Origin of the sequence: Nocardia sp. NPDC051756, from assembly GCF_040681495.1 — a bacterium.
Classification (GTDB): Bacteria; Actinomycetota; Actinomycetes; order Mycobacteriales; family Mycobacteriaceae; genus Nocardia.
This window is the reverse complement of sequence record NZ_JBFAYV010000002.1, coordinates 1,039,706-1,065,239: the sequence shown is the minus strand read 5'-3', so window position 1 is coordinate 1,065,239 and position 25,534 is coordinate 1,039,706. Positions and strand designations below refer to the sequence as shown.

At 68.5% G+C, this 25,534-nt stretch carries 26 protein-coding genes; 17 read left to right on the top strand and 9 right to left on the bottom strand.

Annotated features, from left to right (window positions below):
* Positions 1-124 precede the first annotated feature (124 nt).
* Positions 125-793 (top strand): deoxyribose-phosphate aldolase, encoded by a 669-nt coding sequence (gene deoC, locus AB0M22_RS11055; protein WP_364723669.1) that lies wholly within the window; start codon positions 125-127, stop codon positions 791-793.
* 77 nt (positions 794-870) lie between these two features.
* Here deoC and AB0M22_RS11050 read toward each other — a convergent pair whose 3' ends face one another.
* Complete coding sequence (locus AB0M22_RS11050) at positions 871-1,602, bottom strand: DUF2993 domain-containing protein (protein WP_364723667.1); 732 nt, start codon at positions 1,600-1,602, stop codon at positions 871-873.
* A gap of 99 nt (positions 1,603-1,701) precedes the next feature.
* Between AB0M22_RS11050 and AB0M22_RS11045 the strand changes: the two genes are divergently transcribed.
* A complete protein-coding gene (locus AB0M22_RS11045) occupies positions 1,702-2,310 on the top strand; it encodes a hypothetical protein (protein ID WP_364723665.1) in 609 nt (202 codons plus the stop codon).
* 1 nt (position 2,311) lies between these two features.
* On the opposite strand, the gene AB0M22_RS11040 is transcribed toward AB0M22_RS11045, so the two are convergent.
* The 3 genes from AB0M22_RS11040 to AB0M22_RS11030 form a co-directional block, all read right to left on the bottom strand.
* On the bottom strand, positions 2,312-3,136 hold the full coding sequence (locus AB0M22_RS11040) for a class I SAM-dependent methyltransferase (RefSeq protein ID WP_364723662.1): 825 nt from the start codon (positions 3,134-3,136) through the stop codon (positions 2,312-2,314).
* Positions 3,106-3,627 (bottom strand): DUF2505 domain-containing protein, encoded by a 522-nt coding sequence (locus AB0M22_RS11035; RefSeq protein WP_364723659.1) that lies wholly within the window; start codon positions 3,625-3,627, stop codon positions 3,106-3,108. The genes AB0M22_RS11040 and AB0M22_RS11035 overlap by 31 nt, the downstream gene beginning before the upstream one ends.
* A 112-nt stretch (positions 3,628-3,739) precedes the next feature.
* The gene (locus AB0M22_RS11030; protein ID WP_364723657.1) at positions 3,740-4,225 is read right to left on the bottom strand and encodes a DUF2505 domain-containing protein; all 486 of its coding nucleotides are present in this window, start codon (positions 4,223-4,225) and stop codon (positions 3,740-3,742) included.
* Between the two features lie 24 nt (positions 4,226-4,249).
* Between AB0M22_RS11030 and AB0M22_RS11025 the strand changes: the two genes are divergently transcribed.
* The 3 genes from AB0M22_RS11025 to AB0M22_RS11015 all read left to right on the top strand — a co-directional run bounded on the left by AB0M22_RS11025 (position 4,250) and on the right by AB0M22_RS11015 (position 7,493).
* Positions 4,250-5,344: a UDP-N-acetylmuramate dehydrogenase gene (locus AB0M22_RS11025; RefSeq protein ID WP_364723654.1), complete on the top strand. Its 1,095-nt coding sequence runs from the start codon at positions 4,250-4,252 to the stop codon at positions 5,342-5,344.
* Between the two features lie 68 nt (positions 5,345-5,412).
* Positions 5,413-6,645, top strand: coding sequence for an Ig-like domain-containing protein (locus tag AB0M22_RS11020; RefSeq protein WP_364723652.1), 1,233 nt, complete (start codon positions 5,413-5,415; stop codon positions 6,643-6,645).
* A 47-nt stretch (positions 6,646-6,692) separates the two neighbouring features.
* The gene (locus AB0M22_RS11015) at positions 6,693-7,493 is read left to right on the top strand and encodes a patatin-like phospholipase family protein (RefSeq protein WP_364723650.1); all 801 of its coding nucleotides are present in this window, start codon (positions 6,693-6,695) and stop codon (positions 7,491-7,493) included.
* Here AB0M22_RS11015 and mscL read toward each other — a convergent pair whose 3' ends face one another.
* The gene (gene mscL / locus AB0M22_RS11010; protein ID WP_364724101.1) at positions 7,494-7,949 is read right to left on the bottom strand and encodes a large conductance mechanosensitive channel protein MscL; all 456 of its coding nucleotides are present in this window, start codon (positions 7,947-7,949) and stop codon (positions 7,494-7,496) included. It abuts the gene before it with no gap.
* Positions 7,950-8,084: 135 nt separating this feature from the next.
* A complete protein-coding gene (locus AB0M22_RS11005) occupies positions 8,085-8,819 on the bottom strand; it encodes an SDR family NAD(P)-dependent oxidoreductase (RefSeq protein ID WP_364723648.1) in 735 nt (244 codons plus the stop codon).
* A 72-nt stretch (positions 8,820-8,891) separates the two neighbouring features.
* On the opposite strand from AB0M22_RS11005, the gene AB0M22_RS11000 reads away from it, so the two are divergent.
* From AB0M22_RS11000 to AB0M22_RS10970, 7 genes are all read left to right on the top strand, one after another.
* Positions 8,892-9,713, top strand: coding sequence for an alpha/beta hydrolase (locus tag AB0M22_RS11000; protein WP_364723645.1), 822 nt, complete (start codon positions 8,892-8,894; stop codon positions 9,711-9,713).
* A gap of 139 nt (positions 9,714-9,852) precedes the next feature.
* Positions 9,853-11,265 carry a D-inositol-3-phosphate glycosyltransferase gene (mshA, locus tag AB0M22_RS10995; RefSeq protein WP_364723642.1) on the top strand — a complete coding sequence of 471 codons (1,413 nt, stop codon included), beginning with the start codon at positions 9,853-9,855 and terminating at the stop codon, positions 11,263-11,265.
* 5 nt (positions 11,266-11,270) lie between these two features.
* Positions 11,271-11,765: a YbjN domain-containing protein gene (locus AB0M22_RS10990; RefSeq protein WP_364724098.1), complete on the top strand. Its 495-nt coding sequence runs from the start codon at positions 11,271-11,273 to the stop codon at positions 11,763-11,765.
* A 10-nt stretch (positions 11,766-11,775) separates the two neighbouring features.
* The gene (locus tag AB0M22_RS10985; RefSeq protein WP_364723639.1) at positions 11,776-12,681 is read left to right on the top strand and encodes an ROK family protein; all 906 of its coding nucleotides are present in this window, start codon (positions 11,776-11,778) and stop codon (positions 12,679-12,681) included.
* A gap of 24 nt (positions 12,682-12,705) precedes the next feature.
* The gene (locus tag AB0M22_RS10980) at positions 12,706-13,443 is read left to right on the top strand and encodes a phosphoglyceromutase (RefSeq protein ID WP_364723636.1); all 738 of its coding nucleotides are present in this window, start codon (positions 12,706-12,708) and stop codon (positions 13,441-13,443) included.
* 402 nt (positions 13,444-13,845) lie between these two features.
* A complete protein-coding gene (locus tag AB0M22_RS10975; RefSeq protein ID WP_364723633.1) occupies positions 13,846-15,903 on the top strand; it encodes a CocE/NonD family hydrolase in 2,058 nt (685 codons plus the stop codon).
* 204 nt (positions 15,904-16,107) lie between these two features.
* Positions 16,108-18,138, top strand: a complete 2,031-nt coding sequence (locus AB0M22_RS10970; RefSeq protein WP_364723630.1) for a CocE/NonD family hydrolase — start codon at positions 16,108-16,110, stop codon at positions 18,136-18,138.
* Between the two features lie 94 nt (positions 18,139-18,232).
* On the opposite strand, the gene AB0M22_RS10965 is transcribed toward AB0M22_RS10970, so the two are convergent.
* Positions 18,233-18,892 (bottom strand): NAD(P)-binding domain-containing protein, encoded by a 660-nt coding sequence (locus AB0M22_RS10965; RefSeq protein WP_364723627.1) that lies wholly within the window; start codon positions 18,890-18,892, stop codon positions 18,233-18,235.
* Positions 18,893-18,984: 92 nt separating this feature from the next.
* On the opposite strand from AB0M22_RS10965, the gene AB0M22_RS10960 reads away from it, so the two are divergent.
* The 3 genes from AB0M22_RS10960 to AB0M22_RS10950 all read left to right on the top strand — a co-directional run bounded on the left by AB0M22_RS10960 (position 18,985) and on the right by AB0M22_RS10950 (position 21,464).
* Positions 18,985-19,389 (top strand): helix-turn-helix domain-containing protein, encoded by a 405-nt coding sequence (locus tag AB0M22_RS10960; protein ID WP_364723625.1) that lies wholly within the window; start codon positions 18,985-18,987, stop codon positions 19,387-19,389.
* 153 nt (positions 19,390-19,542) lie between these two features.
* Complete coding sequence (locus AB0M22_RS10955) at positions 19,543-20,778, top strand: ATP-binding protein (RefSeq protein ID WP_135233643.1); 1,236 nt, start codon at positions 19,543-19,545, stop codon at positions 20,776-20,778.
* A complete protein-coding gene (locus AB0M22_RS10950; RefSeq protein ID WP_069160635.1) occupies positions 20,775-21,464 on the top strand; it encodes a response regulator transcription factor in 690 nt (229 codons plus the stop codon). The genes AB0M22_RS10955 and AB0M22_RS10950 overlap by 4 nt, the downstream gene beginning before the upstream one ends.
* 133 nt (positions 21,465-21,597) lie before the next feature.
* Here AB0M22_RS10950 and AB0M22_RS10945 read toward each other — a convergent pair whose 3' ends face one another.
* Both AB0M22_RS10945 and AB0M22_RS10940 read right to left on the bottom strand, forming a co-directional pair.
* Positions 21,598-21,930 carry a hypothetical protein gene (locus AB0M22_RS10945; protein WP_364723621.1) on the bottom strand — a complete coding sequence of 111 codons (333 nt, stop codon included), beginning with the start codon at positions 21,928-21,930 and terminating at the stop codon, positions 21,598-21,600.
* Positions 21,931-22,009: 79 nt separating this feature from the next.
* The gene (locus tag AB0M22_RS10940; RefSeq protein WP_364724095.1) at positions 22,010-22,807 is read right to left on the bottom strand and encodes a hypothetical protein; all 798 of its coding nucleotides are present in this window, start codon (positions 22,805-22,807) and stop codon (positions 22,010-22,012) included.
* A gap of 143 nt (positions 22,808-22,950) precedes the next feature.
* Between AB0M22_RS10940 and AB0M22_RS10935 the strand changes: the two genes are divergently transcribed.
* Together AB0M22_RS10935 and AB0M22_RS10930 are read left to right on the top strand one after the other, a co-directional pair.
* Positions 22,951-23,982: a Ppx/GppA phosphatase family protein gene (locus AB0M22_RS10935; protein WP_364723618.1), complete on the top strand. Its 1,032-nt coding sequence runs from the start codon at positions 22,951-22,953 to the stop codon at positions 23,980-23,982.
* Entirely contained in the window at positions 23,979-25,529 is a 1,551-nt protein-coding gene (locus tag AB0M22_RS10930; protein ID WP_364723616.1) for a hypothetical protein, read from the top strand. Before AB0M22_RS10935 ends, AB0M22_RS10930 begins: the two co-directional genes overlap by 4 nt.
* Positions 25,530-25,534 lie beyond the last annotated feature (5 nt).

The following is a 25,534-nucleotide window of genomic DNA, read 5'->3' as shown; positions in this document are numbered from 1 at the left end:
CCGGCACACGGTAATCAGTCGACCGCTTCGTCACTACCGGCGATCTGGCACCAGGTACGAGTGTGCGGGAAGGGTCACCAGGCGCGCAACGGAATTCGCCACAGGTGTGCCAGACTCTCAGCTCATGGCAAGTTCCGCGTCACCGACCAGGGCCGAAGTGGCCGCCATGATCGATCACACACTGCTGGCGCCGGGGGCGACCCCCGACGACGTCGCCGCGCTGATCTACGAAGCCCGCGAGCTGGGGGTGCTGGCCGTCTGCGTCTCGCCGTCGATGCTGCCGGTGCAGGCGCCGGGGCTGGTGGTGGCGACGGTCGCCGGATTCCCGTCCGGCAAACATCATTCGCTCGTCAAGGGCGCCGAGGCGCGGCTCGCGGTGGACCAGGGCGCGGCCGAGGTGGACATGGTCATCGATGTCGGCGCGGCGCTCGCGGGCGACTACAACGCGGTGCTCGCCGACATCCTGACGGTGCGCGAGGCGATGGGGGATCGCGCCGTGCTCAAGGTGATCATCGAGGCGGCCGCGCTGCCGGACGAGGCGATCGTCGAGGTCTGCCGGGTCGCCGAACGCGCGGGCGCGAATTTCGTGAAGACCTCCACGGGTTTTCACCCCGCGGGCGGCGCCAGCGTGCACGCGGTCGAGCTGATGGCCGCGACCGTCGGCGGGCGACTGGGGGTCAAGGCGAGCGGTGGCATCCGGACCGCCGAGGCCGCGGCGGAGCTGATCGCGGCGGGCTCGACGCGGCTCGGGTTGTCGAAGTCGCGCGAGGTGCTCGACGGGTTTCCCGCCTGATATTCGAAAAAGTCTGAACCCCGGATGGTTTCACGCGGCAGTGCGTGAAACCATCCGGGGTTCAGTGCGTTTCGGACCTATGAGCAGGTAGCGCCGGCGTTCTGCTCGGCGGCGGGCAGCTCCGAGCGGGTGCCCGCGAGCTTGACCGCGATGCCGTCGTCGGTGACCTTCACGTCGGTCGGCTGCATGTTGTACGGGTAGCCCTGCAAGCTCTTGGTGAACACCTCGACGATGCCCTGCACCAGGTCGGTGGGCAGGCCCATGCCGAGCAGCTGTGCCGACTTGGTCTCCACCTCGATGACGCCGCCCTTGATCACCGGCTTCACCTGCAACTGGGCCAGGCCGCCGAGCACGTCCAGGCTCAGCATGCCCGAGCTCGCGGACGATTTCACGCCGCTGACCAGGCCGCCGAGCGTCTGCCGGATGCCGTCGTTGTTCCAGGTGACATCGGCCGAGGAGCTGCCGATCACGCCGCCGCCCCGCCCGTTGTCGGTGACCTCGACGTCGTGGAACTCGGCGTGCACCACCATGCCGACCGCGGGGCCGAACTTGGTGTCGTCGCTGTCCACCTTCACCGTCGGCACCTTGCCGTCGAACCAGGTGATCAGCATCGGCTTGGCGCCGAAGCTCACGTCGATCTTCGAACCCATTTCCTTCTCGAATTGCGTACTGATGCAGCGAGACACGGTGTGTCTGGCGTACGCCTCGCCGCCGACCAAGGCCGTGGCGAGCAATATCGCTACCACGATCAGGGCGATCAGCAGGGCCCGCCGGTTGATCGTCATGGTGGACGGAGGCTTCGTACTCATGCGGCTGATTCTTCCCCACGTTTCTGTGCCGTCTCTGAGGGCCCATTGAGGGGTTCGAATGTGACGTCTGACACAAGAATCGAGCGTAGCCTGATCACCATGGCTGGCGATGCGGCGGGCCGCGCCCTCGGTTCCGCGGACCACGGATGGCGGGTGCTGCGCCGATTGGCCGGTCGCCACGCGGGTTTCTTCACCACTCGGCAGGTCTTGCGCACCCATTGCGAGGCGCGGGTGCGGATCGCGCTCGGCGACGGCTCGGTGACCAGGGCCGGGGTCGGCCTGTTGCGACTATCGGAGTGGCCCGCCGGTCCGCTCGACGAATACGCCATGTGGGCCGCCTGGTTCGACGGCGCCGCCGCGGTCTCGCACCACAGCGCGGCCGAGTTGCACGGTATCGGCCGACTACGCCCCCGATTCCTGCATCTCTCCGTGGGTTCCGGCCGTCCGCCGGTGACCCCGCGACTAGTGGTCCTGCGGCGCTCACTGATCGGCACCGAGATCGAGTCGGCCGGTCCATTCCTGGTGACCACCCCGCTACGCACTGTGCTCGACCTGGCCGAGGGGGACATCGGCCAGTCCGCGTTGGACGAGGTGGTCGCCGACGCGATCGCCATCAACCGCTGCACCAGCGACGAAATCCGCACCGCCGGTGGCACTCTCACCCCCCGCGCGGCCTCACGGGTCTACCGCGCACTGACCGGCGCGTGAGCTAAGCCGAATTCGCCTGGGGCGGTTCGAGATTCGGGGCGACCGTGGCCCACGGAACCGACAGCACGCAGTCGCGCATGCGCCGCCGGTAGGGGCGGACGGGGAAGCCTTCCTGGCGTAGGGATTCGGCGGTGGCGCGCCAGCGGATGCGGGGGCCGAAGGGGGCGAGGGGGGCGGCGCGGGCCCAGGCCCGGTCGGCGGCGGTGAGCAGGGCGTGGATGGGTTCGCCCGGAATGTTGCGGTGGATCAAGGCTTTCGGTAGTCGCTCGGCGATGTCGGAGGGCTGTTCGACGGTGAACGGGTCCCAGGCGAGGGTGAGCGATCGGGGGCCGGAGCGGTCGAGCAGGACCCAGGCGCAGCGGCGGCCGAGTTCGTCGCAGGTGCCGTCGATCAGCACGCCGTCGGGCGCGAGTCCGGACAGGATGGTCGACCAGGCCTCGGGCACCGCGGATTCCGGGTACTGGCGCAGGACGTTGAACGCGCGCACCAAAACCGGTCGCAGACCGGCCAATTCGAATCCGCCGCGGGCGAAGCGCACGCCGTCCCGGCCAGGCACCACGCGTTCCGGGTCGATCTCCAGCCCGACGACGCGCACATCCGGCCGCACGGTGCGCAGCCGTCCCGCCAACTCCAGGGTCGTCCACGGGCTCGCGCCGTATCCGAGATCGACGACCAGCGGGTCGGCGGCCGCCCGCAGCCGCCCGGCCACCAGGTCGTCGTGGATCAGCCAGCGATCGCTGCGCCGTAGCCGATTGACACCGGTGGTACCGCGGGTGATGGTGCCGACCGGTTTGGTCAGCTGGTTGGGTGATGGTCGTCCAGCCACTGCACCGTGAATTCCGCTTCGGCCCGGAACAGATCGACCAGGTTCACCAGCATCAGCTGCTCCAGCCGGGGACCGACCATCGGGATGAACACCTTGGCCTCGGAGGAGAAGCGCATGGTGCAGCCGGTGTCGGTGGGGAACAGGCGGATGGTGCCGCCGAGGCTGCCCGGCCCGGCCGGGATCGCGGCGGAGTACTTGCCGGTCACCTCCTCCGCGTCGAACGGCCCGTAGGTCTCCTTGCGGGTGATGATCATGTCCTTGCGCATCACGGCCTGCGCGATCTCCGGCAGCATCTCGCGCGGCAGGACGTGGTGCAGCTCGACCTCGATGCCGCTGTCGCCGGCGGCTAAGTTCGCCACCTCGTTGCCCGGGGAGTACTTCCGCATCTCGGCCATCCGCGCGTCCCAGTAGTCGCGGCTGGACAGCGCCGCGTACAGCTCTTTGGTGGTGTGCAACGGGTAGCGCGCGGAGTAATCGAGTCGACGGGCCATGGACCGAGAGATTACTGGGTGGGATCGCCCCGGCCGCGCTCGGCGGTGTGGTCCACAAAAAGAAAGAGCGGGAAGTGTGCTGCCGCAACAACTTCCCGCTCGGTTCCGCGAGTCAGTGCGTGTTGAGCCAGGTGTTGGTGAACTCTTCCTCGTTCTTCAGCACCTCGGTCAGGTGCTCGGCGATCGCGGACTCGATCTTGCCGCCGAACAGCGGGATCTTCACCTCGATGGTGCCGTTGGCGGCGGCGGTGGAGCCCGCGCCCTCGTCGGTCAGCGTGATGGTGCCGCGCACCTCGGCAGGCGCGCCGTCGACGGTCGCCTGGAAGGTGGCCGAGTCGCCGTCCCAGGTCTCCACCCGGGGGATGATCAGGTCGCCGGGGCGGACCGCGGTGATCGCGGCGGGCAGCAGCTCGGCGGCGATGGCCTGCACGAGCTGGACCCGGATCTGGTTGCCGTCGACCTGGACCGAGTCGAGCCGGGCGTTCGGCCCACCGACCTCGGCGACGCGGTCTTTCCAGTACTGATCGTTCGCGAACGCCGCGCGCACGGCGGCAGCGGGATGCGAGTAGCGGGCCGTGTACGCCAGCGGTGTAGCCATGGTCGGACACGCTACCGTCTGCCTGTGCGAACTTCACGTGTGGTGCCGTCGGATGTGCTGGCCGCCACCGGCGCCCGGATCCGCGAATCGGTGCCGCTGGCCGAGTTGACCACGCTGCGGGTCGGCGGACCCGCCACGGTCGCCGAATGCACCACCACCGAATCGCTGGTGGCGACGGTGCGCGCGCTGGACGCGGCGGGCATTCCGGTGCTGCTCATCGCGGGCGGTTCCAACCTGTTGATCAGCGACGACGGCTTCGACGGCGTGGTGGTCCTGGTGGCGACCGACGGCGTCGAACTCGGCGCGGACGGTGTGCTGGCCGAGGCGGGCGCGAATTGGGACGCGGTCGTCGCGGCGACGGTCGCGGCGGGTCTCGGCGGCCTCGAATGCCTGTCCGGGATTCCCGGTTCGGCGGGGGCGACGCCGGTGCAGAACGTCGGCGCGTACGGCGCAGAGGTGGCGAACCTGCTGCGCCGGGTGCAGCTGCTCGATCGGCACACCGGGGAGATCCGCTGGGTCGAGCCCGGCGAACTCGGTTTCGGCTACCGCACCAGCGTGCTCAAGCATCGCGACGATGCCCTGGTGCTGGCCGTCGAGTTCGCCCTCGACCCGACCGGCAACAGCGCGCCGCTGCGCTACGGCGAACTCGCCACGATGCTCGGCGCCGCCGACGGCGAATCCCGCCCGGCCGCCGAGGTCCGCGACGCGGTGCTGCGCCTGCGCGCGGGCAAGGGCATGGTGCTCGATCCGGCCGACCACGACACCTGGAGCGCGGGCTCCTTCTTCACCAACCCGGTGGTGCCCGAGGACCGGGTGGCCGAGGTGCGCGCCGCGATCGCGGCCTATGTGGGTGATGTCACGGTGCCGACCTATCCGGCGCCGGACGGGGTCAAATTCTCCGCGGGCTGGCTGATCGAACGGGCCGGCTTCGCCAAGGGTTTTCCGGGCCCGGACGCCCCGGCCCGGTTGTCCACGAAACACACCCTTGCGCTCACGAATCGTGGTGCCGCGACCGCCGCGGAGGTGGCGGATCTGGCCAGGACGGTGCGCGATGGTGTGGCCGCGCGATTCGGCATCCGGCTCGAGCCCGAACCGGTGACGGTTGATGTGCCGTTGTAACCGGGTGAAACGGACACCACACCTTTCGCTAGCCAACCGAACGAGTTTGCCCGCGTAAATTCGATGAAGTGAGCAACCGTCCAGGGATCCGCAGACCGGTCGCCGCTGTATCGGCCGTGCTACTCGTCGTGGTCGCCTTGGTGGCCGGATGCAGCAGCGGCAGCGGTGGTAACAACAGCACGCCGCGCGATCCCGGCCCGGTCGCCAAGGTGACCTTGGCGCCGGAGAACAACGCCACGAAGGTCAACCCGACCACGCCGGTCTCGGTCACCGTCGCGGACGGCACCTTCGATCAGGTCGCGCTGACCAACGCCGCGGGCAAGCAGGTGGCCGGCGAATTCAGCCCGGACAAGCGCAGTTACAAGATCAGCGAGGCGCTCGGCTACGACGCCACCTACACCTGGTCGGGCACCGCGATCGGCACCGATCGCAAGCCGGTCCCGATCGACGGCACGTTCAGCACGCTCGCGCCGAAGAACACCGTCCCGGCGACCATCAACATCGCGGACAACCAGGAGGTCGGCATCGCCGCGCCGATCATCCTGCAGTTCAAGGCTTCCGTGCAGAACAAGGCCGCGGTGGAGAAGGCGCTGACCATCACCACCGACCCGCCCACCGAGGGCGCCTGGGCCTGGTTCCCGGACGACAACGGCTCCCGATTGCATTGGCGCCCCAAGGATTACTGGGTGCCCGGCACCACCGTGCACGTCTCGGCCAAGCTCTACGGCCTCGATCTCGGCGGCGGCAACTACGGCTACACCGATCTGACCACCGATTTCCGCATCGGTCGCAGCCAGATCGTGAAGGCCAACGCGCCGAGCCACCGGATGCAGGTGGTCCGCGACGGCAAGACCGTCTTCGATTTCGCGGTCAGCTACGGCGAGGGCAACGAGCCGCGCAACGTGACCCGCTCCGGGTTGCACGTGGTCACCGAGAAGTACGAAGACTTCCTGATGTCGAATCCGCCGTTCTACACCAATGTTCGCGAGCGCTGGGCCGTAAGAATTTCCAACAACGGCGAATTCATCCACGCGAACCCGGAATCCGTGGGCGCCCAAGGATCTTCGAACGTCACCAACGGCTGCATCAACCTCTCGCCCGCCGATGCCCAGGCGTACTTCCCGACCGCGCTCTACGGCGATCCGGTGGAAGTCACCGGCACCTCGATTCAGATGTCCGCCGCCGACGGTGATCTCTACGACTGGACCATCGACTGGGCCACCTGGAAGACCATGTCCGCCGAGGACGGCTCCACCTCGGTCGTTTCCGCGACCCCGGTCGCACCTGGCCCGCCCCGCTAGGCTCGAGCTCGATCGAGATCGCGGTGTGAGGTTCGGAGGGTGACAGGGTGAGTGGTCGTGCAGTGGTGCTCGGGCCCGGTGGGGTGGTCGGCACCGCCTGGTTGCTCGGCGTCGTGGAAGGCTTGCGCCGCAACCGCATCGAGCTCGCGGACGCCGACCTGCTCGTCGGCACCTCGGCCGGCGCCATCGCCGCGGCGGGGCTGGCCGACGGCCGGGATCTGAACGCCTACGCCGAACTGCCCGTCGAGGCCGGCGATCCGCTGATCGTGGATCCCGTTGTGACGGCGGAGGTTTTCGAGGTGTTGCGCGGCGCGGGCAGTTCGTCGAGCAAGCTGCAGCGCATCGGCAAGCTCGCGTTGCGCGCGCACACCAGTCCGGAGCAGGCGCGCCTCGAGCGCATGAAAGTTCTGGTGGGCGAAGGCGATTGGCCGCACCCCCAGCTGCGCATCCCGACTGTCGACATAGATTCCGGCGAGCCGAAGGTCTGGCAGGGCGCCGACGGCGTACCGGTGCACCAGGTGGTCACGGCGAGCACCGCGATGCCGGGCCTGGCCGCTCCGGTCACCATCGGCGCGCACCGCCACATCGACGGCGCGCTCCGCAACGGCTCGAATGCCGATCTGGCCGAAGGCAATTCGACGCTGATCCTGGTCGAACCGCTGGCCCACGCGTTCCCGACGACGGTGCCGTCGAGCGCGCAGCGGGTCGCCCGGATCGTCCCGGACACCGCCGCGCTGCGCGCCTTCGGCCCGGACCTCGACGACCGGTCGAGCTGGCCCGTGGTGTTCACCGCAGGGCTGCGCCAGGGCAAGGCCGCGGCCGACGAGGTGCGTGCGGTCTGGCGCTGACTAGCGCCGCAGGGAGATATCGAGATCGGGGTCGTTCTCGACCTCGCGGTCGGCCGCCCGCTGGGCGCGCACCGCGTCGTGCCGCTCGGCCAGCAGATCGCGGATCTCGATGAGCAGCTCGGTCTCGGTCGGCTCGGCCGCCTTGGTGGTGCCGAAGCGGTTCTTGATCGTCTTCATCGGCAGCATCAGCACGAAATACAGCACGGCGGCGACCACGAAGAAGTTGATGAACGCGGTGAGGATCGGGCCGACCTGGATGAAGGTCGCGGGTTTGTCCGCGATCAGCTGAACGCCGAGTCCCAGCTCGTTCTGGCTGCCGAACACCGCCAGCAGGGGATTGACCACGCCCTTGGTCACCGAGGTGACCACCGCGGTGAACGCGGTGCCCATCACGACGGCGACGGCCAGGTCGATCACATTCCCGCGCATCAGGAACTCTTTGAAGCCCTTGAACATGAGCAGAAAACCCCAATCTGATGTAGACGACGTCAAAGCATCAGATGCTAACGGCCGGAGGTAGCCGGCGAAGATTCGGCAAATTTGCCGCTAACCCCCGGGCGGTAGTGAGTTATGCGGTTCGGCTATCGGTATTCAGCTGCGCCGGGCGAAGCGTCCCGCGTCGGCCTGATCGCGCGGCTTGACGATGATCTGGTCCAGGTTCACGTGCGCCGGCCGGGACGCGACGAAGCCGATGATCTCCGCGATGTCCTGCGCGACCAGCGGGTCGATGCCCTCGTACACCTTGGCGGCTCGTTCCTCGTCGCCGTCGAAGCGGACCAGCGAGAACTCGGTTTCCACTGCGCCGGGTGCGATATCGGTGAGCCGCACCGGCTGGCCGAGCAGCTCGCCGCGCAGGGTGCGGTGCAGCACGGCCTGGGCGTGCTTGGCCGTGGTGTAGCCCGCGCCGTTGTCGTAGGCGACGAAGGCGGCGACCGAGGTGATGGTGACGATGAGGCCGTCGCCGGAGGCAATCAGCTTGGGCAGCAACGCCTTCGTGAGCCGCAGCGTGCCCAGCACGTTGGTCTCCCACATCCAGCGCCAGTCGTCCAGGTCGGCGTCGGCGACGGTGGCCAGGCCCTTGGCGCCGCCCGCGTTGTTGACCAGCACGTCGGCTCGTTCGATCGCGGCGGCGAAGGCGGCCACCGACTCGTCCGAGGTGACGTCGAGTTCCAGTGCGGTGCCGCCGATTTCGTCGGCGACGCGCTGCAGGCGATCGAGCCTGCGGGCGCCGACGTAGACGTGATAGCCCTGTTTGGCCAGTTCGCGGGCGGTGGCCTCGCCGATGCCGGAGCTGGCTCCGGTGACGACAGCGGTGCGAGTGCTCATGAAAGTGATCCTAAGTGTCCGGCGTTTACCGGCAGGAGCGCTGTTGCGGGGATCACCGTTAGCCTGATCGGTATGGCTATTCGGGACGCGGTGAGCGCGGACGGCACCAACATCGTCTACCGAGTGAGCGGCCCGGCCGGCGCGCGTCCGCTGGTGCTGTTGCACGGCTGGTCGGCGAATCTGCGCTGCTGGGGCCGGGCCGCCGACGACCTCGCCGCCCGGTTCCGGGTGCTCGCCGTCGACCTGCGCGGCCACGGCTATTCCGATGCCCCGGCCGCGGGCTACGACGACCCGAAGAACTGGGCCGCCGACGTCGCGGCGGTGCTGGCAGGGGAGGGCATCGAGTCCGGCGCGATCCTGCTCGGCTGGTCCTACGGCGGCATCGTGCTCAGCGACTACCTGACCGCGTACGGCACCGACGCGGTCGCGGGCATCGTCTTCAGCAGTTCGCAGGCCAATATCGGCCGCGGGGTGCCCGGCGCGGCGACCGGTCCGGCCATGCAGGGCGCGCTGCCCGGCGTCTTCGAGGAGAGCGCGGGCCGCGCGGTGCGGGCGTTCGGCGCCTTCGGCAATGCCAATACCGGCCCAGGCGCGGACAAGGGCGCGGACGCTCAGCGCCTGTTCGGCACGAGCCTCGCCACCTTGCCCGCGGTGCGCAAGGCGCTGTTCTATCGCACCGTCGACAACACCGAAACCCTTCGCACACTGGATATCCCGGCGCTGGTGCTGCACGGCACCGACGACCCGGTGGTGCCGATCGAGAACGGCCGCTACGTCTACGAGACGGTCCCGGACGCGCGCGCGTCGTTCTGGGAGGGCAGCCAGCATGGGCTGTTCATCGAAGACCCGGCTCGTTTCGCCGGCGAGATCGGCATGTTTGCCGACAGCCTCTGATTTCCGGCCGCGCGCACCCTTTCTCCTGGGCATTCCGGAAAATAGGCCGGTTGCCGCCTGTGAGGGAGTTCACTGGACGCCTGTGATAGCTCTCACTCGAGAGCGTGACGGTGTGGAGGCCGGGAATCCAACGTGCACTATGGATAGTGTGAGTCAACGCCCGGACCTACGGCCGAACCGTGTCGCCGTGCTATCGGTGCATACCTCACCACTGGCTCAACCGGGCACCGGCGACGCGGGCGGCATGAACGTCTATGTGCTGCAAACCGCGCTCCAGCTGGCCAGGCGCGGCACCGAGGTGGAGATCTTCACCCGGGCCACCGCCTCCAATCTGCCGCCCGTGCAAGAAGCGGGCCCCGGTGTGCTGGTGCGCAACGTGGTCGCCGGCCCGTTCGAGGGACTCGACAAGCACGACCTGCCCACCCAGCTCTGCCCGTTCACCGCGGAAGTGCTGCGTCAAGAGGCACGTCATCTGCCCGGCTACTACGACCTGGTGCACTCGCACTATTGGCTGTCCGGCCAGGTCGGCTGGCTGGCCCGGGATCGCTGGCGGGTGCCGCTGGTGCACACCGCACACACGCTGGCCGCGGTGAAGAACGCCGCGCTCGCCGACGGTGACTGTCCGGAGCCGCTGACCCGCGAGATCGGCGAGAAGCAGGTGATCGGTGAGGCGGACCGGCTGGTCGCCAACACCGCGGACGAGGCAAGGCAGCTGGTCGAGCTGTACGGCGCCGAGCCCGAACGCATCGACGTGGTGCCGCCCGGCGCGGACCTGACCCGGTATCAACCCGGCGACAAGGCCGCGGCCCGCGCGGCGCTCGGCCTGGCCGCCGACGAACAGGTCGTCGCGTTCGTCGGCCGGATCCAGCCGTTGAAGGCGCCCGACGTGCTGGTGCGCGCCGCGGCCGAGGTGCTGCGCGCCGACCCCGCCCACAAACTGCGCGTGCTGATCGTCGGCGGCCCGTCCGGCTCCGGCCTGGAACGCCCGGACGCGCTGATCGAACTGGCCGCCGCTCTCGGCATCGCCGACCGGGTCACCTTCCTGCCGCCGCAACCGCCGGACCGGCTCGTATTGGTTTATCGCGCAGCCGATCTGGTGGCGGTGCCGAGCTACAACGAATCCTTCGGCCTGGTCGCGATCGAGGCCCAGGCCAGCGGCACCCCGGTGCTGGCCGCCGACGTCGGCGGCCTCGGCACGGCGGTCCGGCACGGCGAAACCGGCCTGCTGGTGCCCGGTCACCGGACGCCGGATTGGGCCGGCGCCCTCGGCTATCTGCTCGACGACCCCGACCGGCTGCACCGGATGAGCGGTCGCGCGGTCGAGCACGCCGCCAACTTCTCCTGGGAGCACACCGCCGACGGATTGCTCGCCAGCTATTCCGCCGCACTCACCGATTTCCGGGCCGAGCGCACCGCGCTCGGCGCCGGCCGGGTGGGCGGCACGCTGCGTGACGACATGCGCGAACGGGTACCCGGTGAACGCATTAGCCTGGAATCCAGTCAGGCCAGGTCGCGGGCGCTGTGGCGGCGCCGGATGGGAGCACGCCGGTGAACGAGGTGCAGGCAAGCGCTCAGCTGATCGATGAGACCCTGCGGGACCGGGAGATCGAGTACGAGCGCTCCGGCGAGGGGACGTTCGTCGTCATTCTCCCCGGCGAGCGCAAGTTGAAGACCAGCGTCATGCTCACCGTCGGCAAGCACGGGGTGCGCATCGAATCGTTCGTCTGCCGCAAGCCGGACGAGAACTTCGAGGGCGTCTACAAGTTCCTGCTCCGCCGCAACCGCAGGCTTTACGGCGTGGCCTACACGCTGGACCGGGTCGGCGACATCTACCTGGTCGGCCAGATCGCCACGCACGCCCTCACCGCCGACGAACTCGACCGGGTCTTCGGACAGATCCTCGAGGCCGTCGACGCCGATTTCAACGTGCTGCTCGAGCTCGGTTTCGCCGAATCCATTCGCAAGGAATGGAAGTGGCGGGTCTCGCGCGGGGAATCGCTGAAGAACCTGCGTGCCTTCGAACACCTGGTAGACGCGGCCGACAAGCCGTAAATTCACTGCGATGACGGTTCTTGCGCTGGACATCGGCGCGTCGAAGTTCGCGGCCGGCCTGGTGCACGACGGCACGACGGTGCACGGCGTGCGCCAGATCGTGGTGCCGCCCGAGGCGGTCTGGGCCGCCTGCCGCGACCTGTTGCTCGAGGTCGCCGGGGACGAGCCGATCACCGCGATCGGCATCGGCTCGGCCGGACCGGTCGACGTGCGCACCGGCGTCACCGCCCCGCTGAACATCCCCGAATGGAAGTCCGGCTTCGAGATCGTCGCCGCCGTGCAGAAGCTGTTCCCCACGGCGACCATCAGTTTCGCCATCGACGGCGCCTGCCTGGCGCTGGCCGAGCACCACGTCGGCGCGCTGCGCGGGATCCCGAACGGGTTGGCCATGACGGTCTCGTCCGGGATCGGCGGCGGCATCATCGCGGACGGCCGGGTGGTCGTCGGGCGCACCGGCAATGCCGGGCACATCGGTCATATCGTGGTGCCGGGCTGGGACACGCCCTGCCTGTGCGGCGGCGTCGGCTGTGTCGAGGCGGTCGCCAGCGGCATGTCCTCGGTGCGCTGGGCGACCCAGCAGGGCTGGATAGGCACGACCGGCAAGCAACTGTCCGAGGCCGCGCACGCCGGCGACGAGATCGCCCTCGCCGCGCTGCACCGCGCGGGCACCGCGCTGGGGCAGGCGATCGCCTCGGCCGCCGCGCTGCTCGATGTGGATACCTGCGTCATCGGCGGCGGTTTCGCGCAATCCGGTGAGCCGCTGTGGAAGCCGATGCGCGCGGCGCTGGACAAGCACGCCCGCCTCGACTTCACCCGCGAACTGCGGGTCGAACTGTCCAGCATCAGCAATGGCGCCACCCTCGTCGGCGCAGGCGTGCTCGCCACGGGCCACGCCACCGCCGACGCGATCGGCTGAGACCTGAATGGAACAATGGCCCGCATGACCTACACCCTCGTGCTGCTGCGCCACGGCGAGAGCGAATGGAATGCCCTGAATCTGTTCACCGGCTGGGTGGACGTGCATCTGACCGACAAGGGCATCGCCGAGGGCAAGCGCGCGGGGGAGCTGCTGGCCGAGCACGGCATCCTGCCCGACGTCGTCTACACCTCGCTGCTGCGCCGCGCGATCAGCACCGCCAATCTCGCGCTGGACGCTGCCGACCGGCACTGGATCCCGGTGATCCGGGACTGGCGGCTCAACGAGCGCCACTACGGCGCGTTGCAGGGCAAGAACAAGGCGCAGGTGCGGGACAAGTACGGCGACGACCAGTTCATGCTGTGGCGGCGTAGCTACGACACCCCGCCGCCGGCCATCGATCCGGGCGACGAGTACGGCCAGGAGGGCGACCCGCGCTACGCCGGCATCGAGGTGCCGAAGTCGGAGTGCCTGCTCGACGTGGTCAAGCGGATGGTCCCGTACTGGGAGGACACCATCTCCAAGGATCTGCTGACCGGCAAGACCGTGCTGGTCGCCGCGCACGGCAACTCGCTGCGCGCGCTGGTCAAGCACCTCGACCAGATCTCCGACGAGGACATCGCGAGCCTGAACATCCCGACCGGCATCCCGCTGCGCTACGAGCTGGACGAGAACCTGCGTCCGGTGCGCCCGCGCGAATACCTGGACCCGGAGGCGGCCGCCGCCGGCGCCGCCGCCGTCGCGAACCAGGGCGGCAAGTAACTTTTCCGACCACCGACGCGCCGCGCCCTGAATGGGGCGCGGCGCGTTGCTGTTTCGGGCCGGTGTGGATCTCTGCGGTGTGCGGTCGCGCGGCTGCTGACAATTAGCCATTGCTCGCCGGTCGGGCCGCTATCTGCGCTGGTCAGGCGTGTTCTCTGCCACACTGACTCGCTGACTGCCAGTGCTGAATGGCTAGTTCGTTCGACTGCACGGTGAGCCTTGGTTCTCCCGGTGTCTTTCCGGTCCCGGGGCTACTACCTGGGCTTTGGGCGTGGCATGATCGCTCCGGTTGCCGTATGTGAACCTCTATTCGAAATAAGTACGTGTTACCCCTTGTCATTACCGACAAGTAGGTATGTACACTTTGGTCGTTCGACCAGCCAGAGAGGTAGATCACGCCTGATGAAGCACGTGTTGCGCGCAACAGTCGCGGCAGTTGCCGCCGCGATGCTCGTCCCCTTCCTCACCAGCGGCGCGTCCGCCGCGCCTGCCCCGACCGGTCCCGACGGTGGGGCCGCCGGTGCGGCCTGGCAAGCGACCCAGGATGGTCCGCAGCAGTACCCGAACATCAACATCCAATGGGATGTCCCGATCACGATGAGCGACGGAACTGTCCTGAAGGGCAACGTCTATCGCCCCGCGGACGCGGCCGGCCGGCCGATCGATACGCCGACGCCGACCGTCGTGAACCTCACGCCGTACACCAAGCTGGTGTCGAACCTGGCCGATCACGCGCAGGCCATCCCCGGCCTGTCCGACGCGCTGTTCGGCCTGCTGCGCGAGATCGACATGAGCGGCACCCCGCTGTCCGGCGTCACCGACCTGACCAAGGGCTTCGCCGGCGGCGAGCTGCGTAACTTCACCGTGGACCGCCAGCTGATCAAGAGCGGCTACTCGCAGGTGGTCGTCGACGTGCGCGGCACCGGCTTCTCCCAGGGCGTCTGGGACATGCTGCGCCAGCGCGAGCAGCAGGACACCGTCGAGGTGATCGACTGGGCGGCGCGCCAGCCGTGGTCCAACGGCCGCATCGGCATGAACGGCATCTCGTACTCCGGCATCAACCAGGTGCAGGCCGCGCAGCAGAACCCGCCTGCGCTGAAGGCGATCTTCCCGGTGGTGCCGGGCAGCGACCTGATGAACGACGTGCTCGCCCCCGGCGGCGGCTTCGGCTTCAACTTCATCCCGCTCTGGCTGACCGCGATCAACGGGCTCAAGCTGGTGCCCGACCTGGCCTCGGTGCTCAACGGGCAGTTCGACACCCAGTGGCTGGCCGACCGGGTGCGAGATCCGTTGACCTTCATGGACGTTCTGCTCAACGTCTACACCACCGCCCGCATCGACGACCTGGACCCGCGGGCCAAGGAGCTGCTCACCGGCACCTCCCGCCCGCGCGAGGGCTGGCTGAGCGACCCGTCCCAGATCCAGGTGCCGACCTTCGTCACCGGCGGCTGGCACGACCTGTTCACCTACTCGGAATCCAAGATCTACAACGAGATTCCGCTGCCCGCCGGGCAGAAGCAGCTGCTGATGGGCAACACCTACCACGTCAATTCCGGCAACGAATACGCCAAGCCCGGCCTGCCGCCGCGCCTGGACGTGTTGCAGCGCGCGTGGTTCGACAAGTGGCTCAAGGGCATCGACAACGGCATCGATCGGTACGGCCCGATCACGTTGCGCCAGCAGGGCGGTGGCTGGGTCACCACCGACTCGTTCGCCGAGCCGACCGAGAACTCGGGCGCGCAGGAGCCGACGCATCGGCGGATGTACCTGTCCGCCAACCGAAGCGGCACCGCGAACAGCGTGTACGACGGATCGCTGACCGGCCAGGCCAACGGCGACACCGCGCGGCTGACCGTCGCGCCCGGCCTGACCAGCCTGTGCTCCAACGACGCGGCGCAGGGCAGCGCGGGCATCCTGTCGATCATCGACGGCTGCGCGAAGGACTCGCGGATCGAGGAGTCCAACGGGCTGACCTTCACCAGCGCGCCGGTCGCCGAGCCGACCACGGTCTCCGGCCGGATCGCGGTGCGGCTCAACACGGTTCAGGACGCGCCGGACGGGTACTGGGTGACCACGGTGAACGACGTCGCGCCGGACGGGCAGTCCACCGTGCTGTCCTCCGGGCAGATCATGGCGTCGCTGCGCGAGGTGGACGAGGCCAACAGCAGCAAGTCGGCCAACGGCGACTACACCGATCCGCGGGCGTTCACCTCGCTGGATCACCGGCAGCCGACGGTGCCCGGCGAGGCGACCACCCTGGACATCGCGCTGCCCGCCACCGAGGCGATCCTGCAACCGGGGCATCGCCTGCGCGTCGACGTCTACGCGGGCAACTTCCCGAAGGGGCTGCCGATCCTGCCGATGCTGATCGACACCGGCCTCAAACCGCAACACGTGCAACTGGATCCGAACCGGCCGAGCTTCGTGAATGTGCCGGTGCGCGGAAATCCCGGTTGGTGATTTGGGGCTGAATACCCGAAAGGGCGTCTTCGTTTCGAGCTATTCGAGCGAAGGCGCCCTTTCGCATTTCGGGCGCTGTATCAGTTCCGCGCGCCGATATTTGTGAACCTGCACGAGTTTTCGCGGTTCTGCCACGAATCTGAGACAGTTTCTGGTTCCCTCCCTACGGTTAGAGAGCATCTGTTCCCGAAGAGAGTGGATCCAATGAGGTATGCGCTCCGGAGCGCGGCGCTGTGCGTCGCGGCGGTCGCCTTGTCCCCCTTCCTTTCACCCTCCGCCGTCGCGACCCCGGTCGGCCCGGACGGCGCCGCCAGCGGCGCGGCCTGGGCCGCCACCGAGGACGGCCCGCAGCAGTACCCGAACGTCTTCATCGAATGGGACGTGCCGATCACCATGAGCGACGGCACCGTGCTCAAGGGGAACGTCTATCACCCGGCCGATGCCGCGGGGCAACCAATTTCGGCGCCGACGCCGACCATCGTGAACATGACGCCCTACACCAAGCTCGGCTCGATGATCGCGGACAGCCTGATCTCGGTCCCGTGGTTGTCCGACGCGGTGCTGCAGGTGGCGCGCGATGTCGACCTGTCCGGCACCCCGTTCTCCGGCATCACCGATCTCACGAAGGCGCTCGGCGGCGGCCTGCTGCGCAACTTCACCGTGGACCGGCAGCTGATCAAGAGCGGGTACACCCAGGTCGTCGTCGACGTCCGGGGAACCGGCTTCTCCCAAGGAGATTGGGATCTGCTGCGCTATCGGGAACAGCAGGACACCGTCGAGGTGATCGACTGGACCGCACACCAGCCGTGGTCCACCGGGAACATCGGGATGAACGGCGTCTCCTATTCGGGGCTGAACCAATTGCAGGTCGCCGCGAAGAACCCGCCCGCGTTGAAGGCGATCTTTCCCGTGGTGCCGAGCCGGAATCCGTTCCGCGACTTGGTCGCACCGGGCGGCGCCATCGGCGTCACCTTCATGCCGGCCTGGCTGCTCGCGGTCAACGGCGCGAAGCTGATGCCCGATCTCACGGCGCTGGCGCGCGGGCAGTTCGACATGCAGTGGCTGAAAGATCGGCTCGCCGATCCGTTCACGTTTGTCGACGCGCTGTTGAACGTGCTCGTCGCTCCGGAGATCGACCAGCTCGATCCCAAGGTGCAGGCATTGCTCCAGGCGGACAGCCCGTTCCGGCAGTCCTGGGAGACCGATCCGAGCCGAATCACCGTGCCCACCTTCGTGACCGGCGGCTGGCACGACGTGTTCGTCAACTCGCAGGCCGACGTGTACCGGCAGATTCCATTGCCGCCCGGGCAGAAACAGCTCTTCGTCGGCGACGGCTACCACATCAGCAACGGCAACGAGTCCGGTCGGCCCGGCCTGCCGCCGCGGATGGACGTGTTGCAACGCGCCTGGTTCGACAAGTGGCTCAAGGGAATCGACAACGGCATCGACGAGTACGGCCCGGTGACGCTGCGCCAGCAGGGCGGCGGCTGGATCACCTCGCCGTCCTTCCCGCAGCCCGGCGTCGACTACCGGCGGATGTACCTGTCCGCCGCGCCGAGTGGGACCGCGACCAGCGTGCACGATGGCTCGCTGTTCGGCGCGCCCAGCCCGGCCCTCGACCAGCTCACCGTCGCACCGGGTCTGACCGGGGTGTGCTCACGGGACATGGCGCAGGAGTCGGCGGGCGTCACCTCGATCATCGACGGGTGCAGCAAGGACGCGCGGATCCAGGAACTCGGCGGACTGACCTTCACCAGCGCTCCGGTGCCTGAACCGACCACCCTGTCCGGCCCGATCGCGCTGCGGCTCAACACGGTCCACGACGCGACCGACGGCTACTGGACCGTCACAGTGAACGACGTCGCGCCGGACGGGCGCTCGTCGGTGCTGTCCTCGGGTCAGCTGGTCTCCTCGCTGCGCGCCATCGACGAGGGCCGCAGCACCCGCCTGCCGAACGGCGACTACACCGAGCCGGTGCCGGACCTGTCGCTGGACAGCAGGCAGCCCACGGTGCCGGGACAGCCGACGGCGCTGGACATTTCGGTGCCCGGGATCGAAGCGGTGCTGCAGCCCGGGCACCGGTTGCGGGTGGATGTCTACGCGGGCAACTTCCCGCGGGGTCTGCCGCCGATGCCGCTGCTCGTGGACAGTGGGCTGCGCCCGCAGCACCTGTTGCTCGACCAGAACCAGCCAAGTTTCGTGAATATCCCGGTACGCGGTAACTCGGGCTGGTAAACCGTAACCCGGTCTGAGCGTGCACTTATCGCGCATCAAAGCTCGAACTCGCGGGGTATGAGCGAATAGTGCATGCTCAGGCCGGATTCCATGGTCAGTCGGCGACGGCGAACGCCGCGTCCAGCGGCGGGAAGATCGCGCGGGCGTCCTGCCCGGCGAACCACAGTCCGACGGTGAACACGGACACCGCCTCCAGGTACTTGGCCCGGTGCAGTCCGCCGGCTGAAACCGGTTGCAGCTTCAGGTCTTCCACCAGGGTGGCGACCTGTCGCAGCGCCTCCGGATCGTCACCGCACAGCGGCACCGCGAGCCTGCGTCCCTCGAATACGCGGGTCTCCGATTCCCACACCTCGGCCGCGCATATGTTGAACGCCTTCACCACGTGCGCTCCCGGAGCGCTCGCCGCAATACGTTCGGCGACAGCGTCTTCCGAAAGCACGAACGCCGTCGCGCCTGCGGGTGCCGCGTCGTCCGGTGCGAAGGCGTTGGTGCAATCGATGACCGCCCGCCCGGCGAGCAACCCGTCTGTCGTCCGCAACACCTCGGCCAGAGCACTCACCGGCAGCGCGAGCAACACCACCTCACCGAAACCGGCGGCGTCCCGGATACTTCCGGCCCGCCCGCCGATCGCCGCCGCCAATTCCCCTGCCGCGGCGGCGGATCTGGCCCCGACGAGCACCTCGTGCCCCGCCGCGGCCCACCCGCCGCCCAGCGCCCGCGCCATCGCGCCCGCCCCGATGATTCCGATTCGCATATCGACTCCCAGCTCGAAAGGTCTTCGGCACAAACGCTAGGCAGACCGATAGGCACCTGCGGGTGCGCAACGGCGCTGGCATGCTGGAAGGCATGACCGCCGTACCCGCGCCGATCACCGCCGAACAGATCGAGTTCGCGCCCTACGGCGAGTTCGAATCCGACTGCCCCGCCCGGATGGGCGTCGACGTCTTCGGCAACTCCTGGCTACCGGTAGTCGTCTATATGTTGCGCGACGGCCCGATGCGCCCGAGCGACCTGCGCGCCGCCATCGGCGGGATCAGCCAGAAGATGCTGACCCAGACCCTGCGCCGGATGCAGCGGATGACCCTGATCGACCGGCACCGCTACGCCGAAGCCCCGCCGCGCGTCGAATACGAGCTGACCGAAGCCGGCCGCGACTTGCTCATCCCTATTTACGCGCTCGGCGACTGGGTGGACAAGCACGGCCGCGCCGTCGGCGCGGGCCGGATGGGCCCGGAACCCGACGACGACTGAAATCCGGCCTCCACCAGCGCACACAACAATGCGGCTGAGACATACCGAACGGCACGTAAACGGCGGGCTAACGGCATCAGAAGTGGCCATGACCTGCGCGAAACATCGTGTACCCGGAGTTGGATACGTCCTACGCAACCGTACGATTCAAGGGTGAGTGTTCCGCAAGCCGTCCTACTGGCAGTCCTTGCGGCTGTCGTAGGTCTGGCAGTCGGCGGGCTACTTATCCCCTATATGAATGCCAGGCAGCAGGCCCGCAGGCAAGCGGATTCCGGCCTGACCATGTCGCAGGTGCTCGACCTGATCGTGCTCGCCTCCGAGAGCGGCATCGCGGTGGTCGACGAATACCGCGACGTGGTGCTGGTCAATCCGCGCGCCGAGGAACTCGGCCTGGTCCGCAACCGGCTGCTCGACGAGCGCGCCTGGGCCGCGGTGGAGAAGGTGCTGGCCACCGGCGAGTCCGCCGAGTTCGACCTGACCGCGAAGAACCCGGTGCCCGGCCGCGGCCGGATCGCGGTGCGCGGCGTGGCCCGCCAGCTATCCCGAGAGGACACCAACTTCACCGTCCTGTTCGCCGACGACGACTCCGAGCAGGCCCGGATGGAGGCGACCCGGCGCGACTTCGTCGCCAACGTCAGCCACGAGCTCAAGACGCCGGTCGGCGCGATGAGCCTGCTGGCCGAGGCGATGCTGGAATCCGCCGAAGATCCCGAAGCAGTGCGACATTTCGGACAGCGCGTGCTGGGCGAATCGCGGCGGCTCGGCAAAATGGTGACCGAACTCATTGCACTGTCCCGGCTGCAGGGCGCGGAGAAGCTGCCCGAGCTCGAGGTGGTCGACGTGGACACCGTCGTCATGCAGGCGGTCGACCGCTCACGCACCGCCGCGGAGGCCGCCGGAATCACCGTCAGTACCGACCGGCCCAGCGGGCTCGAAGTGCTCGGCGATGAAACCTTGCTGGTCACAGCCCTATCAAATCTGGTGGAGAACGCGATAGCGTACTCACCGGCCGGCTCCCATGTGTCGGTCAGCCGGTCATTACGTGGCGACCATGTCGCGATGGCCGTGACCGATCGCGGTATCGGCATCGCCAAAGAAGACCAAGAGCGGGTGTTCGAACGCTTCTTCCGATCGGATAAGGCCCGCTCGCGCGCCACCGGCGGTACCGGGCTCGGCCTGGCTATCGTCAAGCACGTGGCCGCCAACCACAACGGTGAGATCACCCTGTGGAGCAAGTTGGGCACCGGTTCGACGTTCACCCTGCGAATACCTGCCCACCACGAGGCCGACGGAGAAGAGGATTCCGCCGGCCCGACGGTGAGCATGAGAGAAACAAGCCCGCGCCCCTCGGGGCCGGGCCGACCCAATGGTGTGGAGGCACGCAGATGACGAGTGTGTTGATCGTCGAGGATGAGGAGTCGCTGGCCGATCCGCTCGCGTTCCTGCTGCGCAAGGAGGGTTTCGAGGTCACCGTTGTCGGTGACGGACCATCCGCGCTCGCCGAGTTCGATCGGTCCGGTGCGGACATCGTGCTGCTCGATCTCATGCTTCCCGGCATGAGCGGCACGGACGTGTGCAAGCAGTTGCGCACCCGCAGCGGCGTGCCGGTGATCATGGTGACGGCAAGGGACAGCGAGATCGACAAGGTGGTCGGGCTGGAGCTCGGCGCCGACGACTACGTGACGAAGCCATACTCGGCGCGCGAGCTGATCGCGCGCATCCGGGCCGTGCTGCGCCGCGGCGCGGGCGACGAGTTGGACGGCACCAACGAGAGCGGCGTGCTGGAGGCGGGCCCCGTCCGGATGGACGTGGATCGCCACACCGTGCTGGTGAACGGCAAGCCGGTGACGTTGCCGCTCAAGGAATTCGACCTGCTCGAGTACCTGCTGCGCAACTCCGGCCGGGTGCTCACCCGCGGACAGCTGATCGATCGCGTCTGGGGCGCCGACTACGTCGGTGACACCAAAACCCTTGACGTGCACGTGAAGCGGCTGCGCTCGAAGATCGAGGCGGACCCGGCCAAGCCGGAACATCTGGTCACGGTCCGCGGCCTCGGCTACAAATTGGAGGCGTAAGCCTCAGCGGGCCAACGACTGCCGGCCGCCGGTCGGCAGTCGAGTGCTGCCTGCGCGCCAATGCCACTGTCGGGCACAAAGAAACGGCCGAGAGCGCTGCGATGCTCTCGGCCGTAACTCAGTTGTCTGCTACTCAGGGCATGTAGGTCCACGTGGGGCCGATGCCCGGAACGTCCATCTTGCGCAACGTGATCCAGCCCAGGTCGTCTTCCTGCATGCAGTCGTACACGTCCGCCGCGCTGGTGCCGCGGCACGCGATGGTGCGCGAGGTGCCGTACGGGCTCATGATCAGGTTCTTGCCTGCCGCCGCGGCGCCCACGGCGTCGGGGGTGTTGGCGGGCATGAAGTCCGCGGTGAAGTCGGCGTACTTGGCGGGGTCACCGTTCGGTTCGGCATTGGCGATCGCGGGCAGACAGAGTGCGGCGCCGAGCGCGACGGCGGCCAGGGTCAAAACTTTCTTGGACATGACCGCACATCAAACCGCAAACAGGTGAAGATCGCATGCCTTCGAGGTGAACGGGGTGCAAGCTCGCATTCCGGGGGCTTCACGCACTCGCGGTGTCGGCGCTGTCGCGCATCCGATCCGCGTGCACCGTGGCCGGGTGGATCGCGATGAGCCCGAGCCCTTGCCGACGCTTGCAGTGCCTGGACAGTTCCTCGTAGGCCGGCCCGCCGAGCAGTTCCTTCAGCTCGGGACCGTAGGACTGCCAGACCGGCCGGGTGCCGACGTGCGCGTCCGGCGAGCCGGAGCAGTACCAGTCCAGGTCCTCGCCGCCGGGACCCCAGCCGCGGCGGTCGTACTCGGTGACCGTGGTGCGCAGGATCTGCACGCCGTCGGGCCGGTCGACCCACTCCTGGGTGCGCCGGATCGGCAGCTGCCAGCACACGTCCGGCTTCACCTCCAGCGGCTCGATGCCGCGGCGCAACGCCATGCTGTGCAGCGAACAGCCCACGCCGCCGGCGAAACCGGGCCGGTTCAGGAAGATGCAGGCCCCGTCGAAACGCCGGGTGCGCAGGGCGGGTTCGTCTTCCAGCTCGTCGAGCTCCAGGTAGCCCTTCTTGGTCACCTTGCCCGCCGCGTCCGTCGCCTCACCCATGAGCTGCCAATCCTCGGGTGTGAGCATTTTCACAGCGTTCTGCAGTCGCTTGCGATCGTCCTTGTCGGACAGGAACGCGCCGTGCGAGCAGCAGCCGTCGTCGGGTCGTTCGGCGATGATGCCCTGGCATGCCGGAGTGCCGAACACGCACGTCCAGCTCGACAGTAGCCAGGTCAGATCGGCGACGATCAGATGCTCGTCGTTTGCTGGATCGACGAACTCGATCCACTCGCGGGGGAAATCCATATCGACCTCGGGACTCGGATCGATCTTCCCCGCTGGTCGGGGCCGGGTCTGGCCGCTGGTTGATGCGCCTACCGTCACACCTGGGAACGCTAACAGTTCAGTCGCTTAACCTATAGGACCGGATCACCCAGTACCGTGTTCATGTGCGGCTTGGGGTACTCGATGTCGGAAGCAATACCGTTCACCTGCTGGTGGTGGACGCGCATCGGGGTGGTCACCCCATGCCGATGAGCTCGACCAAGGCCACTTTACGGCTGTCGGAAAACATCGATGACGAGGGCAGAATCACCGAGGCGGGCGCGCAGCGGCTGATCGCCACGGTCGCCGAATTCGCCAGCATCGCCGAGACTTCCAAGTGCGTCGAGCTGATGCCGTTCGCCACCTCCGCGCTGCGCGAGGCGACCAATTCCGAGGACGTGCTCGCGCGTGTCCGCGCCCAGACCGGCGTGGCGCTGCAGGTGCTCTCCGGGGTCGACGAGGCCCGGCTGACCTTCCTCGCGGTGCGCCGCTGGTTCGGCTGGAGCGCGGGCCGCATCCTCAATCTGGACATCGGCGGCGGTTCGCTGGAAATGACCAGCGGCGGCGACGAGGAACCCGATCTCGCGCTGTCGTTGCAACTCGGTGCCGGACGGTTGACCAGGGAGTGGCTGAAGGAGGACCCGCCGGGCAAGCGCCGGGTCAACGTGCTGCGCGACTGGCTCGACGCGGAGCTCGCGCTGCCGGCGAAACAGCTGCTGGACACGGGTAGACCGGATCTGGCCGTCGGCACCTCGAAGACCTTCCGCTCGCTGGCCCGGCTGACCGGAGCGGCACCCTCGGCGGCGGGCCCGCGGGTGCGTCGTACACTCACCAGCTCAGGTCTGCGCCAACTGATTGCGTTCATCTCGCGGATGACGGCGGCCGACCGGGCAGAATTAGAAGGCGTAAGTTCCGATCGGTCACAGCAATTGGTGGCTGGCGCATTGGTCGCGGAGGCGAGTATGCGGGCACTATCGCTGGAATCCTTGGAGATTTGTCCCTGGGCGCTGCGGGAAGGTCTGATCCTGCGCAAACTGGATACCGACATGAATGGCGGACCCCGAGCGACACCCTTACCGGGCCCCGCGGCCACTAGCGGCCGCGCGGTGCCGGGTGGTGCCGCGCTACCGGGGCCGATAGGAACGGTGTCGTCATGAGTGAGGACTCTAAACAGCTATCGGTCGCTGAGCTGCTGGCCAGGAACGGGCAGCAGGGCGCATCGTCCGGTGGTGGCCGACGCCGCCGCGGCGGTCGCGGGATCTCGGTGGCCGAGCTGACCGGAGACATGCCCGCCATCGGCAGCGGGCAGTCGTCGCATGCCGCGCCGGAGGCCGAGCCCGAGCCGGTGTACGAACCGCCGGCCTACGAGCCGCCCGCGCCGGAACCTGTCGCATACGCGCCACCCGCGCCGGACCCGTCGGCGTATTCGCCCATGTCCGGCCCGATCTCGATGTACGACCCGCTGGCCGCGTACGCCCAGCCCGAGCAAGCCGACCCGTTGCCTGGCCGATCGAACCGGGTGATGCCGGGCCGGGAGATGCCCGGCCGGGACATGCCGCGGCACGACCCGCTCGTGGATCCGCTGTCGTCGCACACGCCGGCCGCCGATCTGTACGCCCCGTCGCCGAATCCCTACGCGCCCTCGCCCAATCCCTACGCCCCGTCGCCCAATCCGTATGCGAGCGACCCGCTGCCGGACGAGGCCCCGCGCTCCGGTCGGCGGCGCAGGCACGACGACCACGACGACGCCACCACCGAGGTACGCCCGCTGCGCGAGCGCGGGGGAGCGAGCGCCGCGCCGCCGGAGCGCAACGGCCGCAACGGAGTGACCGGCGGCCGGGCCGCCCGGCGCCGCGCCGCGGAGGCCGAAGCCGAGGACCTCGCCCCGTCGACCGCGGCCTGGTCGCCGTCGGCCACCGACTACGACCCCGAACCCGCGCCGCCGCCGCCGCTGCCGGAGTCCAGAGCCACCGCGCCCTGGGCGCCGACGCCCGAACCGCCGCCGCGCGCCCCGCACCGCAACGGTTCGCCCGAGGGCGCCCTGCCCGCCTGGTCGGCGCGAAGACGCAAACCCGAGGCGCCGCAACGCAACGACCCGCCGCCCGACGAGGGTATCTCGACCGCCGCCTGGTCGCTGGCCAGTCAGGACCAGCAACTCGTGTCCGGCCAGACCGTGGCCGGCGACCTGCTCCGGGACGGGGTCGAGCGCGCCGAACGCGCGGACGCCGAACGGGCGGCCGGCCGAGGCAAGCGCGGCCGTTCGAAAGACCGCGCGCCGGTCGACGAGCTCGAGCTGTACGACGGCAAGACCGATTTCTTCGAGCCCGTCGAGCTGGACGACGAGCACGACGAGCTCGATGATTTCGACGAGGACGAGCAGTCCGACCGCGCGGCGTCGCCGCGCCGCTCCGCGCGTAAGGCCAGAAAGGCCGAAGACGACGCCAACCGTCGCCAGTGGATGATCCTGGGCGGTCAGAGCACCGGCGCGGCCGTCGCGGGCATGTTGCTGTTCAAGGGTTTCGAGCGGATGTGGGAGATGCTCCCCTGGGTGGCCCTGGCCCTGGCGATGATCGTGATCCTCGGCCTGGTGGCGCTCGTGCGGATTCTGCGCCGGACCGACGACGTGCTCAGCACGGTGATCGCGGTGGTCGTCGGCGTCTTCGTCACGCTGGGACCGCTAGCCTTTCTGCTCAGTACGAACTGAGGCAG

What these genes read in the sequence shown, in the direction of transcription:
- AB0M22_RS10940 (WP_364724095.1), bottom strand. Translation starts at nt 22,807, where the DNA reads ATGGATTTCCCCCGCGAGTGGATCGAGTTCGTCGATCCAGCAAACGAC.
- AB0M22_RS11035 (WP_364723659.1), bottom strand. Translation starts at nt 3,627, where the DNA reads ATGGCCCGTCGACTCGATTACTCCGCGCGCTACCCGTTGCACACCACC.
- AB0M22_RS10975 (WP_364723633.1), top strand. Translation starts at nt 13,846, where the DNA reads ATGAAGCACGTGTTGCGCGCAACAGTCGCGGCAGTTGCCGCCGCGATG.
- AB0M22_RS11000 (WP_364723645.1), top strand. Translation starts at nt 8,892, where the DNA reads ATGGCTATTCGGGACGCGGTGAGCGCGGACGGCACCAACATCGTCTAC.
- AB0M22_RS11050 (WP_364723667.1), bottom strand. Translation starts at nt 1,602, where the DNA reads ATGAGTACGAAGCCTCCGTCCACCATGACGATCAACCGGCGGGCCCTG.
- AB0M22_RS11045 (WP_364723665.1), top strand. Translation starts at nt 1,702, where the DNA reads ATGGCTGGCGATGCGGCGGGCCGCGCCCTCGGTTCCGCGGACCACGGA.
- AB0M22_RS10980 (WP_364723636.1), top strand. Translation starts at nt 12,706, where the DNA reads ATGACCTACACCCTCGTGCTGCTGCGCCACGGCGAGAGCGAATGGAAT.
- AB0M22_RS10970 (WP_364723630.1), top strand. Translation starts at nt 16,108, where the DNA reads ATGAGGTATGCGCTCCGGAGCGCGGCGCTGTGCGTCGCGGCGGTCGCC.
- deoC (WP_364723669.1), top strand. Translation starts at nt 125, where the DNA reads ATGGCAAGTTCCGCGTCACCGACCAGGGCCGAAGTGGCCGCCATGATC.
- AB0M22_RS10945 (WP_364723621.1), bottom strand. Translation starts at nt 21,930, where the DNA reads ATGTCCAAGAAAGTTTTGACCCTGGCCGCCGTCGCGCTCGGCGCCGCA.
- AB0M22_RS11030 (WP_364723657.1), bottom strand. Translation starts at nt 4,225, where the DNA reads ATGGCTACACCGCTGGCGTACACGGCCCGCTACTCGCATCCCGCTGCC.
- AB0M22_RS10965 (WP_364723627.1), bottom strand. Translation starts at nt 18,892, where the DNA reads ATGCGAATCGGAATCATCGGGGCGGGCGCGATGGCGCGGGCGCTGGGC.
- AB0M22_RS10985 (WP_364723639.1), top strand. Translation starts at nt 11,776, where the DNA reads ATGACGGTTCTTGCGCTGGACATCGGCGCGTCGAAGTTCGCGGCCGGC.
- AB0M22_RS10930 (WP_364723616.1), top strand. Translation starts at nt 23,979, where the DNA reads ATGAGTGAGGACTCTAAACAGCTATCGGTCGCTGAGCTGCTGGCCAGG.
- mshA (WP_364723642.1), top strand. Translation starts at nt 9,853, where the DNA reads ATGGATAGTGTGAGTCAACGCCCGGACCTACGGCCGAACCGTGTCGCC.
- AB0M22_RS10950 (WP_069160635.1), top strand. Translation starts at nt 20,775, where the DNA reads ATGACGAGTGTGTTGATCGTCGAGGATGAGGAGTCGCTGGCCGATCCG.
- mscL (WP_364724101.1), bottom strand. Translation starts at nt 7,949, where the DNA reads ATGTTCAAGGGCTTCAAAGAGTTCCTGATGCGCGGGAATGTGATCGAC.
- AB0M22_RS10960 (WP_364723625.1), top strand. Translation starts at nt 18,985, where the DNA reads ATGACCGCCGTACCCGCGCCGATCACCGCCGAACAGATCGAGTTCGCG.
- AB0M22_RS11005 (WP_364723648.1), bottom strand. Translation starts at nt 8,819, where the DNA reads ATGAGCACTCGCACCGCTGTCGTCACCGGAGCCAGCTCCGGCATCGGC.